The sequence below is a fragment of the Streptomyces sp. NPDC020731 genome (assembly GCF_044334705.1).
Lineage (GTDB): Bacteria > Actinomycetota > Actinomycetes > Streptomycetales > Streptomycetaceae > Streptomyces.
On the sequence record NZ_JBIRTN010000007.1, the window covers coordinates 196,820 to 210,958 of the forward strand.

13 protein-coding genes are annotated in these 14,139 nt (G+C 71.1%); 11 read left to right on the top strand and 2 right to left on the bottom strand.

Annotation, left to right across the window (positions count from 1 at the left end):
- From recG to mutM, 8 genes are all read left to right on the top strand, one after another.
- Complete coding sequence (recG, locus tag ACH4VX_RS13130) at positions 1-2,208, top strand: ATP-dependent DNA helicase RecG (RefSeq protein ID WP_398367475.1); 2,208 nt, start codon at positions 1-3, stop codon at positions 2,206-2,208.
- A 48-nt stretch (positions 2,209-2,256) separates the two neighbouring features.
- Entirely contained in the window at positions 2,257-2,844 is a 588-nt protein-coding gene (rsmD, locus tag ACH4VX_RS13135; protein WP_398367476.1) for a 16S rRNA (guanine(966)-N(2))-methyltransferase RsmD, read from the top strand.
- A 26-nt stretch (positions 2,845-2,870) separates the two neighbouring features.
- The gene (gene coaD / locus ACH4VX_RS13140) at positions 2,871-3,350 is read left to right on the top strand and encodes a pantetheine-phosphate adenylyltransferase (RefSeq protein WP_398367603.1); all 480 of its coding nucleotides are present in this window, start codon (positions 2,871-2,873) and stop codon (positions 3,348-3,350) included.
- A 96-nt stretch (positions 3,351-3,446) separates the two neighbouring features.
- Positions 3,447-4,547 carry a cell division initiation protein gene (locus ACH4VX_RS13145; RefSeq protein ID WP_398367477.1) on the top strand — a complete coding sequence of 367 codons (1,101 nt, stop codon included), beginning with the start codon at positions 3,447-3,449 and terminating at the stop codon, positions 4,545-4,547.
- 128 nt (positions 4,548-4,675) lie between these two features.
- Positions 4,676-5,320, top strand: coding sequence for a YceD family protein (locus ACH4VX_RS13150; protein WP_398367478.1), 645 nt, complete (start codon positions 4,676-4,678; stop codon positions 5,318-5,320).
- A gap of 2 nt (positions 5,321-5,322) precedes the next feature.
- A complete protein-coding gene (rpmF, locus tag ACH4VX_RS13155) occupies positions 5,323-5,496 on the top strand; it encodes a 50S ribosomal protein L32 (protein WP_007493396.1) in 174 nt (57 codons plus the stop codon).
- A gap of 19 nt (positions 5,497-5,515) precedes the next feature.
- On the top strand, positions 5,516-6,334 hold the full coding sequence (rnc, locus tag ACH4VX_RS13160) for a ribonuclease III (protein ID WP_398367604.1): 819 nt from the start codon (positions 5,516-5,518) through the stop codon (positions 6,332-6,334).
- A 253-nt stretch (positions 6,335-6,587) separates the two neighbouring features.
- Positions 6,588-7,448 carry a bifunctional DNA-formamidopyrimidine glycosylase/DNA-(apurinic or apyrimidinic site) lyase gene (mutM, locus tag ACH4VX_RS13165; protein WP_398367479.1) on the top strand — a complete coding sequence of 287 codons (861 nt, stop codon included), beginning with the start codon at positions 6,588-6,590 and terminating at the stop codon, positions 7,446-7,448.
- On the opposite strand, the gene ACH4VX_RS13170 is transcribed toward mutM, so the two are convergent.
- Together ACH4VX_RS13170 and ACH4VX_RS13175 are read right to left on the bottom strand one after the other, a co-directional pair.
- The gene (locus ACH4VX_RS13170; protein WP_398367480.1) at positions 7,421-7,819 is read right to left on the bottom strand and encodes a winged helix-turn-helix transcriptional regulator; all 399 of its coding nucleotides are present in this window, start codon (positions 7,817-7,819) and stop codon (positions 7,421-7,423) included. The two genes, mutM and ACH4VX_RS13170, sit on opposite strands and share 28 nt — an antisense overlap.
- 54 nt (positions 7,820-7,873) lie before the next feature.
- The gene (locus ACH4VX_RS13175; RefSeq protein WP_398367481.1) at positions 7,874-9,079 is read right to left on the bottom strand and encodes a CAP domain-containing protein; all 1,206 of its coding nucleotides are present in this window, start codon (positions 9,077-9,079) and stop codon (positions 7,874-7,876) included.
- Between the two features lie 176 nt (positions 9,080-9,255).
- Here ACH4VX_RS13175 and ACH4VX_RS13180 point away from each other — a divergent pair, with 176 nt between their 5' ends.
- The 3 genes from ACH4VX_RS13180 (at position 9,256) to smc (ending at position 13,980) form a co-directional block, all read left to right on the top strand.
- Positions 9,256-9,537, top strand: coding sequence for an acylphosphatase (locus ACH4VX_RS13180; protein ID WP_398367482.1), 282 nt, complete (start codon positions 9,256-9,258; stop codon positions 9,535-9,537).
- Positions 9,538-9,914: 377 nt separating this feature from the next.
- Entirely contained in the window at positions 9,915-10,118 is a 204-nt protein-coding gene (locus tag ACH4VX_RS13185; RefSeq protein ID WP_398367483.1) for a hypothetical protein, read from the top strand.
- A gap of 268 nt (positions 10,119-10,386) precedes the next feature.
- A complete protein-coding gene (gene smc, locus ACH4VX_RS13190) occupies positions 10,387-13,980 on the top strand; it encodes a chromosome segregation protein SMC (protein WP_398367484.1) in 3,594 nt (1,197 codons plus the stop codon).
- The last annotated feature ends 159 nt before the right edge of the window (positions 13,981-14,139 follow it).

The window sequence follows — 14,139 nt, forward strand, 5'->3', positions numbered from 1 at the left end:
ATGGATCCCGTGCCCGCACTGGAAGAACCACTGAAGAAGGTGCTCGGCCCCGCCACCGCGAAGGTGATGGCCGAGCACCTCGGCCTGGACACCGTAGGCGACCTCCTGCACCACTACCCGCGCAGATACGAGGAGCGCGGCCAGCTCACCCACCTCGCCGACCTCCCCATGGACGAGCACGTCACGGTGGTCGCCCAGGTCGCCGACGCCCGGCTGCACACCTTCGCCTCCGCCAAGGCCCCGCGCGGCAAGGGCCAGCGCCTGGAGGTGACCATCACGGACGGCAGCGGCCGGCTGCGGCTGGTCTTCTTCGGCGCCGGTGTCCACAAACCGCACAAGGAACTCCTGCCGGGCACCCGCGCGTTGTTCGCCGGCAAGGTCTCCGTCTTCAACCGCCGTCTCCAACTAGCCCATCCGGCATACGAGTTGCTGCGCGGTGACACCGAGGAGACGGTCGAGACCTGGGCCGGCGCCCTCATCCCGATCTACCCCGCCACCGCCAAGCTGGAGTCCTGGAAGATCGGCAAGGCGCTCCAGACGGTCCTGCCCAGCGCCCAGGAGGCCGTCGACCCGCTCCCGGAGTCCCTCCGCGCGGGCCGCGGCCTGGTCGCCCTCCCCGAGGCCCTGCTGAAGATCCACCGTCCGCAGACCAAGGCGGACATCGACGACGCCCGCGCCCGCCTCAAATGGGACGAGGCCTTCGTCCTCCAGGTCGCCCTGGCCCGCCGCCGCCACGCCGACGCGCAACTTCCCGCCGTGGCCCGCCGCCCCAAGCCGGACGGCCTCCTCGCCGCCTTCGACGACCGCCTCCCCTTCACCCTCACCGAGGGCCAGCGGAAGGTCTCCGCCGAGATCTTCACCGACCTTGCCACCGAACACCCCATGCACCGCCTGCTCCAAGGCGAGGTGGGCAGCGGAAAGACCCTCGTCGCCCTGCGCGCCATGCTCGCTGTCGTCGACGCCGGCGGGCAGGCGGCGATGCTCGCGCCCACCGAAGTGCTCGCCCAGCAGCACCACCGGTCGGTCACCGAGATGATGGGGGAGCTGGCCGGGGGAGGGATGCTCGGGGGAGCGGACGACGCCACCAAGGTGGTGCTGCTCACCGGGTCCATGGGAGCGGCGGCGCGGCGCCACGCGCTGCTCGACCTGGTCACCGGCGAGGCCGGCGTCGTCATCGGCACACACGCGCTGATCGAGGACAAGGTGCAGTTCCACGACCTGGGTCTGGTCGTGGTCGACGAACAGCACCGCTTCGGTGTGGAGCAGCGCGACGCCCTGCGCGGCAAGGGCAAGCAGCCCCCGCACCTGCTCGTCATGACCGCCACGCCCATTCCGCGCACGGTCGCGATGACGGTCTTCGGTGACCTGGAGACCTCCGTCCTCGACCAGCTCCCGGCCGGCCGCTCGCCCATCGCCAGCCATGTCGTACCGGCCGCCGACAAGCCGCACTTCCTCGCCCGCGCCTGGGAGCGGGTCCGCGAGGAGGTCTCGAACGGGCACCAGGCGTACGTGGTCTGCCCGCGCATCGGCGACGAGGAGGACGGCCCGAAGGCGGCGGCGAAGAAGAAGTCCGCCGAGGACGAGGCGGAGAAGCGGCCTCCGCTCGCCGTCCTGGACATCGCCGACCAGCTGGCGAAAGGGCCGCTGCGGGGGCTCGGGGTCGAGGTCCTGCACGGGCGCATGCAGCCCGACGACAAGGACGCCGTCATGCGCCGCTTCGCCGCCGGCGAGATTGATGTCCTGGTCGCCACGACCGTCATCGAGGTCGGGGTCAACGTCCCCAACGCCACCGCGATGGTGATCATGGACGCCGACCGCTTCGGCGTCTCGCAGCTCCACCAGCTGCGCGGCCGGGTCGGCCGTGGCTCGGCCCCGGGCCTGTGTCTGCTGGTCACCGAGATGCCCGAGGCGAGCGCGGCCCGGCAGCGGCTGAACGCCGTCGCCTCCACCCTCGACGGCTTCGAACTCTCCCGCATCGACCTGGAACAGCGCCGCGAGGGAGATGTCCTGGGCCAGGCCCAGTCCGGCACCCGTTCCAGCCTGCGCATGCTCGCCGTCATCGACGACGAGGAGATCATCGCCGAGGCCCGGGAAGAGGCCGCGAGGATCGTCGCCGCCGACCCGGACCTGGCGGACCTGCCCGCCCTGCGCACGGCGCTGGACGCGCTGCTGGACGAGGAGCGGGAGCAGTATCTGGAGAAGGGCTGACAGACTGGGACGGTCACCGACCAGCACACACCGACAAGGACCGAGGACATGACTCGCGTGATCGCCGGCGCGGCCGGCGGACGTCGCCTGGCCGTTCCGCCGGGACAGGGGACCCGCCCGACCTCCGACCGTGCGCGCGAGGGCCTCTTCTCCACCTGGCAGTCCCTGCTCGGCGGCCCGTTGGACGGCGAACGCGTCCTCGACCTGTACGCCGGTTCCGGCGCCGTCGGCCTGGAGGCCCTGTCCCGCGGCGCCGGACACGTCCTGCTCGTCGAGGCCGACGCCCGCGCCGTCCGCACGGTCCGGGAGAACGTGAAGTCGCTCGGGCTGCCCGGCGCCGAGGTCGGATCAGGCAAAGCGGAACAGATCATCCGCACCGCGCCCCCGCAGGAGCCGTACGACATCGTCTTCCTCGACCCGCCCTACGCCGTCCCGGACGACGGTCTTCGCGAGATTCTGCTCACACTCCGCTCGCAGGGCTGGCTCGCCGAAGAAGCCCTCGTCACCGTGGAGCGCAGCACCCGAGGCGGGGAATTCGTCTGGCCGACCGGCTTCGAGGCGATCCGGGCCCGCCGCTACGGCGAGGGAACGTTTTGGTACGGTCGCGCCGCCTCTACGTGCGAAGACGCACGATGACCGGACCGGAGAGCGAGGGATCACAAGTGCGCCGCGCCGTATGCCCCGGGTCGTTCGACCCGATCACCAACGGACACCTCGACATCATCGCCCGGGCCTCCCGGCTGTACGACGAGGTCTACGTCGCGGTGATGATCAACCAGTCCAAGAAGGGCCTGTTCGAGATCGAGGAGCGGATCGACCTGATCCGCCGGGTCACCGCCGAATACGGCAACGTCCGGATCGAGGCCTTCCACGGCCTGCTCGTCGACTTCTGCAAGCAGCGCGAGATCCCGGCCATCGTCAAGGGTCTGCGCGCGGTCAGCGACTTCGACTACGAACTGCAGATGGCCCAGATGAACAACGGCCTCTCGGGCGTGGAAACCCTCTTCGTCCCCACCAACCCCACCTACAGCTTCCTGTCCTCCTCGCTCGTCAAGGAGGTCGCGGCCTGGGGCGGCGACGTCGCCCATCTGGTGCCGCCGGAGGTCCTGACGGCCCTCACCGAACGCCTGCGCGAGGACTGACCGTTCGTACGGCCGTCCGGTGTCCACCGGACGGCCCGTGGCCGTACAGTCGTCCCGTCCGTCTCCAACACAGCTGTAGAGAGTGGCGAGCACACGGTGGACGTGCAGAAGAAGCTCGATGAGATCGTCGCCGCGGTCTCCAGTGCCCGGTCGATGCCCATGTCGGCCTCGTGCGTGGTCAACCGCGCCGAACTGCTCTCGATGCTCGAAGAGGTGCGTGCGGCGCTGCCCGACTCCCTCGCCCAGGCCGAGGAACTGATCGGCGGCCGGGAGCAGATGGTCGAGCAGGCCCGCCAGGAGGCCGAGCGGATCATCGAGGGCGCGCACGCGCAGCGCGGCTCCCTGATCTCCGACACCGAGGTCGCCCGCCGCTCCCGGTCCGAGGCCGACCGGATCCTCGGGGAGGCCCGCAAGGAGGCCGAGGAGGTCCGCGCGGAGGCCGACGACTACGTCGACTCCAAGCTGGCCAACTTCGAGGTCGTCCTCACCAAGACGCTCGGCTCGGTCGGTCGGGGCCGCGAGAAGCTGCTCGGCACCGGCCCCGGCCTCGACGAGCAGGGCTACGAGGACGAGGACGCCCCCGAGCGCAGCCACGACCCGGAGACCCTGCGCCGTACCGCCGACGAGTATGTCGACGTCAAGCTCGGTGCCTTCGAGGCGGTCCTCGCCAAGACCCTGGAGGCGGTCGGCCGGGGCCGCCAGAAGCTGCACGGCCGGATCGCCTCCGACGACCTCGGCGCCCTCGCCGACGACCCGACGACCGTCCAGCACTCCAGCGACGCCGACTACCTCGCCGACCTCGCGGCCCTCGCGGAGCAGGACGCCGCCCCGGCCAGGCAGCCCGAGCCGCAGCAGCAGAGCTACGCCCAGCCGGAGCCCGCCTACGGCTATCAGCAGCAGCCGGACCCGTACGCCGGCTACCAGCAGCAGTACGGCGGACAGCAGGACGCCTACTCCTCCGGCTACGCTCCGGCGGGAGGCGCCCCCGTCCAGCAGGCCGATCCGTACGCCGCGTACCAGGGCTACGACGCGCAGGGGCAGGCGTACGACCCGAACCAGGGGCAGCAGGCCGGGCACGACCAGCAGGCCCAGCAGGCCCAGCAGCAGGGCTACGCCCTGGACGAGACCAGCCTCTTCGACACCAGCATGATCACGCCCGAACAGCTGCGGGCCTACGAGCGCGAGCGGGGGCTGTAGGGGCGGATTGGGCCGAGAGCGAAAGGTCCAGTATCCTGGCTCTTCGGTCGCGCTTACGTCCGCGATCCACGCTGCCCGGGAACATCGCAGGGCAGTGGTACCTCTGAGCTCGAAGACCGAAAGCAGGAATGGCCCTGAACGCCCGCCTCGACCACCGCAACCCCCTCGTGTTCGATACGCACGAGCTGGGGCGGCGGCCCGGTGCGCTGCAGCGCCTGACCCGCACGGTCGACGCTCCCAAGGACTTCGGGATCAAGGACGTCATCGGAGTGCCGGAAGGCACCCCGGTGGAGCTGGGACTCCGCCTCGAGTCGGTCATGGACGGTGTGCTCGTCACAGGCACCGCCCGTGCCAAGGCCGAGGGGGTGTGCGTAAGGTGTCTGGAGCCGCTGGAGCAGGAGCTCGAAGCGGACTTCCAGGAGATGTTCTCGTACCCTGACGCCGACGACCGGGGCCGCGTGATCGCGGAACCGGGCGACGACGCCGAGGACGACGAGGACAGGCTCTATCTCGAGGACGGTCTGTTCGACCTCGAGCCCGTGCTGCGCGACGCGGTGGTGCTCGCACTGCCGATGCAGCCGGTGTGCCGGGAAGACTGCCCGGGTCTGTGTTCCGAGTGCGGAGCACGGCTCGCGGACGACCCGGACCATCACCACGACGCCGTCGACATCCGTTGGGCGGCTTTGCAGGGACTCGCCGGCACCATGAAGGACGGCGAGAAGGACGAGATGAGCGGCGCCGAACCGGGCGTCGACGAGAAGCAGGAGAAGTAGCCGTGGCTGTTCCGAAGCGGAAGATGTCGCGCAGCAACACGCGCCACCGCCGGTCGCAGTGGAAGGCTGCGGTCCCCACCCTGGTTGCGTGCGAGCGCTGCCACGAGCCCAAGCTGCAGCACATCGCGTGCCCGTCTTGCGGCACTTACAACAAGCGCCAGGTCCTCGAGGTCTGAGCGGCTGGTGAGAGGCACTGTGTCGACGCCGAAGAAGAACTCAGCGGACAACCAGGCCTCGTCCCACACGCTTCTGGAAGGGCGGCTCGGCTACCGGCTCGAGTCCGCCCTTCTGGTGCGTGCGCTGACCCACCGTTCCTACGCGTACGAGAACGGCGGTCTGCCGACGAACGAGCGGCTGGAGTTCCTCGGGGACTCCGTGCTCGGCCTCGTCGTCACGGACACGCTGTACCGCGTCCACCCCGACCTGCCCGAAGGACAGCTGGCCAAGCTGCGGGCCGCGGTGGTCAACTCGCGTGCGCTGGCGGAAGTGGGCCGTGGGCTCGAACTGGGCTCCTTCATCCGGCTGGGCCGCGGTGAAGAGGGCACGGGCGGCCGGGACAAGGCCTCCATCCTCGCCGACACCCTGGAAGCGGTGATCGGCGCCGTCTATCTCGACCAGGGCCTGGACTCGGCGGCGGAGCTGGTGCACCGTCTGTTCGACCCGCTGATCGAGAAGTCCTCGAACCTCGGTGCCGGCCTGGACTGGAAGACCAGTCTCCAGGAGCTCACCGCGACCGAGGGACTCGGCGTGCCCGAGTACCTGGTCACGGAGACCGGCCCCGATCACGAGAAGACCTTCACCGCTGCCGCCCGCGTCGGAGGCGTCTCGTACGGCACCGGCACCGGCCGCAGCAAGAAGGAGGCGGAGCAGCAGGCCGCCGAGTCCGCGTGGCGGTCCATCCGGGCCGCGGCGGACGAGCGCGCCAAGGCGGCGGCGGAGGCCGAGGAGGCCGTCCGGGTCGCCGAAGCCGATGCCTCCGGGAAGAGCGCCGACGCCCCGTCGGCCTCCGCCTGACGAACAACGCGACCCGAGCGCCCGCCCCGCACCGGGGTGGGCGCTCGGTGTTCGGGGTGCCGTTCGGATCTCGCCGGGGTCGTGGGGTCCGGCACGCGTTCCCCACCGCCTGAAGGGCGTGGGCGGTGCCCCCGGCGGCATTGTCGTCGGTCGCCGGTTCCCCCCACGCCCGGTTCGGCGGCAAGGCGCCGTCACCTGAAGTCGGCCCGCTCCGAACGACACCCCCGGTCCACCGGTCCTGGAAGGGGACACCATGCCCGAGCTGCCCGAGGTCGAGGTCGTACGGCGCGGACTCGAGCGGTGGGTCGCCCACCGGACCGTCGCCGACGCCGAGGTGCTGCATCCGCGCGCGGTACGCCGTCACCTCGCCGGCGCCGACGACTTCGCGCACCGGCTCAAGGGGCACCGCGTCGGCGTTCCCAGCCGCCGCGGCAAGTACCTGTGGCTGCCCCTGGAGGACACCGACCAGTCGGTCCTGGCCCACCTCGGCATGAGCGGCCAGCTGCTGGTCCAGCCGCACACGGCGCCGGACGAGAAGCACCTGCGCGTCCGCGTCCGCTTCACCGACGCCCTGGACACCGAGCTCCGCTTCGTCGACCAGCGCACCTTCGGCGGTCTGTCGCTGCACGACACCACCCCCGACGGACTGCCCGACGTCATCGCGCACATCGCCCGGGACCCCCTCGACCCGCTCTTCGACGAGGAGGCGTTCCACCAGGCGCTGCGCCGCAGGCGGACCACCATCAAGCGGGCCCTGCTCGACCAGTCACTGATCAGCGGCGTCGGCAACATCTACGCCGACGAGGCGCTGTGGCGGGCCCGCGTCCACTACGAGCGCCCGACGGCCGGCTTCACCCGCCCGCGCACCCTGCTCCTGCTGGGCCATGTCCGGGACGTCATGAACGCCGCGCTCTCGGTGGGCGGCACCAGCTTCGACAGCCTCTACGTCAACGTCAACGGGGAGTCCGGCTACTTCGACCGGTCCCTGGACGCGTACGGCCGTGAGGGTCTGCCCTGCCGCCGCTGCGGTACGCCGATGCGCCGGCGGGCGTGGATGAACCGGTCCAGCTACTTCTGCCCGAGGTGTCAGCGGGCGCCGCGCGTCCCGTCGTAGCGCTCACGGGCCTGGAGCACGGCGTCCATGCTGCCCTCGACACACTGGATGAGGGACAGCAGGCGCCGGGTGACCTCGTGGCCCAGCGGGGTCAGTTCGTAGTCCACGCGGGGCGGGTTGGTGGGCTGGGCCTCGCGGTGCACCAGCCCGTCGCGCTCCAGCGCGTGCAGCGTCTGGGAGAGCATCTTCTCGCTCACCCCGTCGACCCGGCGGCGCAGCTCGTTGAACCGCAGCGAGCCCTCGTGGAGCGCGCCGAGGGTCAGCGCGCCCCAGCGCCCGGTCACGTGCTCCAGCGTGCCGCGGGACGGGCAGGCCTTGGCGAACACGTTGAAGGGGAGCTCCTGCTCCTCCGGGCGTCGCACGGTCGTCATGAAAGCAAGCCTACGCCAGAGCAGCGCTGGCCATCAGATTGCGCTAACCGGAAGTCAGTACCCGAAGTTCTGGGTCCACCACGGACCGCCCGACCCCATGTGGACACCCACGCCCAGCGTCTTGAAGTCGCAGTTCAGTATGTTCGCCTTGTGGCCGGGGCTGTCCATCCAGGCCTGCATCACGGCCTCGGCGTCGGCCTGGCCCCGGGCTATGTTCTCGCCGCCCAAGTTGCTTATGCCGGCCGTCCGGGCCCTGTCCCACGGGGTGTCGCCGTCGGGGTCGGTGTGGTCGAAGAAGCCCCGGGCGGCCATGTCGTCGCTGAACGCGGTGGCCAGATCGGTCAGCGCGCTGTTCGCGACGACCGGACTGCAGCCCACCTTGGCACGCTCCACGTTGACCAGCCGGAGCACCTCGGCACCGGCGACGGCCTCCGCCGACCCGGCCACCGGACCGCTCGTCTTCTTCTCCGGCTCCGGCGTGGCCTTGCGGGACGGCGTCTCCTCCGCGGTCTTCTCCGGGGCCGCCGCGGTCTCCTTCTTCTCCGGCTTCTCCGGAGTCTTCTTCTCCGGGGTCTTCGTCGGCGCGGCCGACGCCGACGCGGACGGCTCGGGTGAGGTGGGGCGCTCGGCGTCGCGGCTCGCCGGGGTGCCGGCGTCACGGCTCTGGTTCTCCAGGCTGCCGGACGTGCCGCCCTGCTCGCCGGGCGAGTTGGTCGGCGCGTTCCCGGCCTGCACGCTGTCACCGGGGGCGCTGTCGCCGCCGAGCCGGTAGTTCTCCAGACCGGGCACCGCGCCCGTGGCCACCGCCACCGTGCCGAGGGCCACCGCGGCGGAGACCCCGAGCAGGCCGGTACGGACCGGGGTCGCGGCCTTCTTCTTCCGGCGCCGGGGTCCGCCGGTGCGAGGCGCGTCGTCGCCGGGCGCGAGGCCGTCACCGGCGAAGGCGTGTCCGATCCGGTCCGGCCCCGTCGAGAAGTCGGCGCCCGGGAAGCCGCCGCGGGTGAAGTCGCCGCCCCCGGCGGGGGTTCCGGCGCCGTCCGGCGCGTAGAGATCGTCCGGCGCGTAGAGATAGGCCTCGCTCTTCGCGTACGTCTCCGCGTACGCCTGCGGGTTCAGATACGGCGCGGTGCCCATCGTGGGCGGGCCGTCCCCCCGGTCACCGCTCGGAAACGAGCCGCCGTCGTAGGGGGCGTCATGAGTGATCCCGGTGGCGCGGCCCGTGGCGGCGCGGCCGGCGGCGGAGCGTCGGTGGCGTCCCATGTCCTGGCCTTCCTCGTCCATGCGGTCGACTCGTGCTGGCGACCAACCCGAAACTCGACGATCACGAAACTCACACGAACGAGTGAGTTTCATATGAGATTCATGGGTGGGGACGCTACCGCATGGTCACTGACGGCCGAGTGCCCTCAGTGACTTCGTCCGGTTAAGTTGCAGCCATGAGCGAGGATGTGCGACTGGTCGCCTGGGTGCGCGGACGCGTCCAAGGTGTGGGTTTCCGCTGGTTCACCCGGGCGAAGGCGCTGGAGATCGGCGGCCTGAGTGGTTTTGCTCTCAATCTGGGCGACGGCAGGGTCCAGGTGGTCGCAGAGGGCGCCCGCGAACGCTGCGAGGGGCTGCTCGACTGGCTCCAGGCCGGCGACACGCCCGGACGCGTGGACGGAGTCACCGAGATCTGGGACACACCGCGCGGCGGCTACGAGGGTTTCGCCGTCCGCTGATCCCGCCCGCTCGGGCGGCCCCGGACGCCACGGGCGATCCGCGCGACGAGCTCTCCCCGACGAAAAAGTCCTGGTGATTGCCGAGAAGGGCTTGCCGCGGGCGGCGCCGCCCGCCAAGATGATCGCCACGTCCCGAGGACCCGTGAGACTCGCGCCGCCGCCGCTCGCCGGCCGTGCGCACCCGGTTGTCCGCCGATACGGGGCGTGATCGTGTTGACCCTCAAACTTTTTGGTGAGACGCTGAAAGCCCCGCGCACCTTAGCTGTTTGGCATGGCTGAACGGCAGCACAACTCCAGGCCTGCCAAGCACCGCGGGTGCGAATCCCTCACGACCCACACCGCATCGGTCGGTCACTCATTGTGGAGGACCATCCATCATGGCAAAGGCGCTTCTCGGTTACGTCGGCGGCTCCGACCCTCGACTCCTCGCCGAGATGCGACGGCTCCAGCGGCGTGTCCAGGACCTGGAATCCGAGCTCGTAAGGATCCAGGCGGAGAAGGACGCGCTGGCGGCTGCCGCTTCTCACGACAGGATCATGGAGAGCGTTGACGCACACCAGGCGGAGCCTGCGCTCACCTGATCACTGCACCGCTGATCACTTCACCGCTGCACAAACAACACAGCAGTGGTCGGGCCCGCCCGTCACCACCGCCGAGCAGTCAGAACTGCAAGGGACGCCCCGGCGTCCCTTCTTTCTTTCCCGCCTCCGCGCCCCCGCGCACGGCGCTCAGCGCTCGCTGGCCCGCGCATCCTTTCACCGTCTTCAACGTCTGGTGTGCCCTGCGCGTTCACCCGCGAAACCGTGCGTTCATGGAGTGAGATCTGCCCGGCGGGTAGAGTCCGGCGGCGTGCACCTCAAGGCTTTGACCCTCCGCGGCTTCAAGTCGTTCGCTTCCGCGACCACGCTCCGGTTCGAGCCGGGGATCACGTGCGTCGTGGGTCCGAACGGCTCGGGCAAGTCCAATGTCGTGGACGCGCTCAGCTGGGTCATGGGCGAGCAGGGTGCCAAGTCACTGCGCGGCGGCAAGATGGAGGACGTCATCTTCGCCGGCACCACCGGCCGTCCCCCGCTGGGCCGTGCCGAGGTGTCCCTGACCATCGACAACTCCGACGGCGCCCTTCCCATCGAGTACGCCGAGGTCACCATCACGCGGATCATGTTCCGCAACGGCGGCAGCGAGTACCAGATCAACGGCGACACCTGTCGGCTCCTCGACATCCAGGAACTGCTCTCCGACTCCGGCATCGGCCGGGAGATGCATGTCATCGTCGGCCAGGGCCGGCTCGACTCCGTACTGCACGCCGACCCCATGGGCCGCCGCGCCTTCATCGAGGAGGCCGCCGGCGTCCTCAAGCACCGCAAGCGCAAGGAGAAGGCGCTGCGGAAGCTGGACGCGATGCAGGCCAACCTCGCCCGCGTGCAGGACCTCACCGGCGAGCTGCGGCGCCAGCTCAAGCCGCTCGGCCGCCAGGCCGCCGTCGCGCGGCGGGCCGCCGTCATCCAGGCCGACCTGCGCGACGCCCGGCTGCGGCTGCTCGCCGACGACCTCGTACGGCTGCGTGAGGCGTTGCAGGCCGAGATCGCCGACGAGGCCGCCCTCAAGGGGCGCAAGGAGACGGCCGAGGCCGAACTGAGGAAGGCCCTCCAGCGCGAGGCCCAGCTGGAGGACGAGGTACGCCGGCTCACTCCCCGGCTGCAAAGTGCCCAGCAGACCTGGTACGAGCTCTCCCAGCTCGCCGAGCGGGTGCGTGGCACGATCTCGCTGGCCGACGCGCGTGTGAAGAGCGCGACCTCCGCGCCCCCCGAGGAGCGGCGTGGCCGGGACCCGGAGGACATGGAGCGCGAGGCCGCGCGCATCCGGGAACAGGAGGCCGAACTTGAGGCCGCCCTGGAGGCCGCCGAACACGCGCTGGAGGACACGGTCGCCCACCGCGCGGAGCTGGAACGCGAACTCGCCCAGGAGGAGCGGCGGCTGAAGGACGCCGCGCGGGCCATCGCCGACCGGCGCGAGGGGCTCGCCCGGCTCAAGGGGCAGGCGGGAGCGGCCCGTTCGCGTGCCGCCGCCGCCCAGGCCGAGATCGAGCGGCTGGCCGTCGCCCGTGACGAGGCCCAGGAGCGGGCCGTCGCCGCGCAGGAGGAGTACGAGGCACTGCGGGCCGAGGTCGACGGCCTCGACGCGGGCGACGCCGAACTCGCCGAGCGGCACGAGGACGCCAAGCGGCGGCTCGCGGAGGCCGAGACCGCCCTCACCACCGCCCGCGAGGCGGTCACCGCGGCGGAACGAAAGCGCGCCGCGACCCAGGCCCGCCACGAGGCACTGGCGCTCGGCCTGCGCCGCAAGGACGGCACCGGCGCCCTGTTGGACGCGAAGGACCGCCTCATGGGGGTGCTGGGCCCGGCCGCGGAGCTGTTGGCGGTGACGGCCGGCTACGAGGTACCGCTCGCGGCCGCGTTCGGCACGGTGGCGGACGCCCTCGCGGTGACCTCACCGTCCGCCGCGGCCGAGGCGATCCGCCTCCTGCGCAAACAGGACGCGGGCCGAGCGACCCTGCTCCTGACAGGAACACCGGCCCCTCAAAGGGGCGCGGGGAACTACGCGACCGGCCCCGACGCACCCGCAGCCGCCGACCCGCCCGCCTCCCTCCTCCCCGCCGAGCACCTCGTCAGCGGACCCGCCGACCTCATGCCGGCCGTACGACGGCTGCTGCACGGCATCGTCGTCGTCGGGACCCTGGAGGACGCCGAGGAGCTCGTCCGCGCCCACCCCCATCTCACCGCCGTCACCGCCGAAGGCGATCTGCTCGGCGCACACTTCGCGCAGGGCGGTTCGGCAGGAGCCCCCAGCCTGCTGGAAGTACAGGCGTCCGTGGACGAGGCCGCCGCCGAGCTGGAGGAGCTGGCCGTACGGTGCGCGGAGCTGGCCGAGGCGCAGGAGGCTGCGGCCGGGCGGCGCCGGGAGGGCGCGGGCCTCGTCGAGGAACTCGGGGAGCGGCGCCGGGCCGCCGACCGGGAGAAGTCCTCCGTCGCCCAGCAGCTCGGCCGGCTCGCCGGGCAGGCGCGCGGCGCCGCCGGGGAGGCGGAACGGGCCGGCGCCGCCGCGACCCGGGCACAGGAGGCCCTCGACAAGGCGCTCACCGACGCCGAGGAACTCGCCGAGCGGCTCGCTGTCGCCGAGGAGATGCCGTTCGAGGAGGAACCCGACACCGCCGTACGCGACCGGCTCGCCGCCGACGGGGCCAACGCCCGCCAGACCGAGATGGAGGCCCGTCTCCAGGTCCGTACGCACGAGGAGAGGGTCAAGGGGCTCGCCGGACGGGCCGACTCACTGGACCGCGCGGCCCGCGCGGAACGCGAGGCACGCGCGCGTGCCGAACAGCGCCTGGCCCGGCTGCGGCACGAGGCCGCCGTCGCCGGGGCCGTCGCCTCCGGCGCCCGGCAGCTCCTCGCGCACGTCGAGGTCTCCCTCGTCCGCGCCGACCGGGAGCGCACCGCAGCCGAGGCCGCCAGGGCCCGCCGCGAGCAGGAACTCGCCCGCGCCCGCACCGAGGGACGCGACCTCAAGGCGGAACTCGACAAGTTGACGGATTCAGTTCACCGGGGCGAGGTACTAGGAGCCGAGAAGCGGCTGCGGATGGAGCAGTTGGAGACCAGGGCGCTGGAGGAACTGGGTGTGGAACCGGCCGGGCTGGTGTCGGAGTACGGCCCGCACCAGCAGGTGCCGCCCTCGCCCCCCGCCGAGGGTGAACAGCTGCCGGAGGATCCGGAGCATCCGCGCAACCGGCCCCGTTCCTTCGTACGGGCCGAGCAGGAGAAGCGCCTGAAGGCCGCCGAACGTGCCTACCAGCAGCTCGGCAAGGTGAATCCGCTCGCCCTTGAGGAGTTCGCGGCGCTGGAGGAACGCCACCAGTTCCTCAGCGAACAGCTGGAGGACCTGAAGAAGACCCGCGCGGACCTGCTCCAGGTCGTCAAGGAGGTCGACGAGCGTGTCGAGCAGGTCTTCACCGAGGCGTACCGGGACACCGCGCGCGAGTTCGAGGGCGTCTTCTCCCGGCTGTTCCCGGGCGGTGAGGGGCGGCTGGTGCTGACCGACCCCGACAACATGCTCACCACGGGCGTGGACGTCGAGGCGCGTCCGCCCGGCAAGAAGGTCAAGCGGCTCTCCCTGCTCTCGGGCGGCGAACGGTCGCTGACCGCCGTGGCGATGCTCGTGTCGATCTTCAAGGCGCGGCCCAGCCCGTTCTATGTCATGGACGAGGTGGAGGCCGCCCTCGACGACACCAACCTCCAGCGGCTGATCCGGATCATGCAGGAGCTGCAGGAGGCCTCGCAGCTGATCGTGATCACGCACCAGAAGCGCACCATGGAGGTCGCCGACGCGCTCTACGGCGTTTCCATGCAGGGCGACGGCGTGTCCAAGGTCATCAGCCAGCGTCTGCGCTAGAGCGACACCAAGCCTTCAACTTCTGAACATTTTGTCCTCCGATGCGTCTCCAAGCTCACACGGCATCGCCTATTGACTTCAAAAGTTGAAGACATAGTCTCTGCAATGTTGCTTTTACCTTCAGGTACCTTCAGTTGGACCTCGAAGGGCTGACCCCCC

Bases quoted from the DNA above. Each gene is read 5' to 3' on its own strand.
- recG (WP_398367475.1), top strand. From the start codon at position 1: ATGGATCCCGTGCCCGCACTGGAAGAACCACTGAAGAAGGTGCTCGGC.
- rsmD (WP_398367476.1), top strand. From the start codon at position 2,257: ATGACTCGCGTGATCGCCGGCGCGGCCGGCGGACGTCGCCTGGCCGTT.
- ACH4VX_RS13150 (WP_398367478.1), top strand. From the start codon at position 4,676: ATGGCCCTGAACGCCCGCCTCGACCACCGCAACCCCCTCGTGTTCGAT.
- mutM (WP_398367479.1), top strand. From the start codon at position 6,588: ATGCCCGAGCTGCCCGAGGTCGAGGTCGTACGGCGCGGACTCGAGCGG.
- ACH4VX_RS13170 (WP_398367480.1), bottom strand. From the start codon at position 7,819: ATGACGACCGTGCGACGCCCGGAGGAGCAGGAGCTCCCCTTCAACGTG.
- ACH4VX_RS13175 (WP_398367481.1), bottom strand. From the start codon at position 9,079: ATGGGACGCCACCGACGCTCCGCCGCCGGCCGCGCCGCCACGGGCCGC.
- ACH4VX_RS13180 (WP_398367482.1), top strand. From the start codon at position 9,256: ATGAGCGAGGATGTGCGACTGGTCGCCTGGGTGCGCGGACGCGTCCAA.
- ACH4VX_RS13185 (WP_398367483.1), top strand. From the start codon at position 9,915: ATGGCAAAGGCGCTTCTCGGTTACGTCGGCGGCTCCGACCCTCGACTC.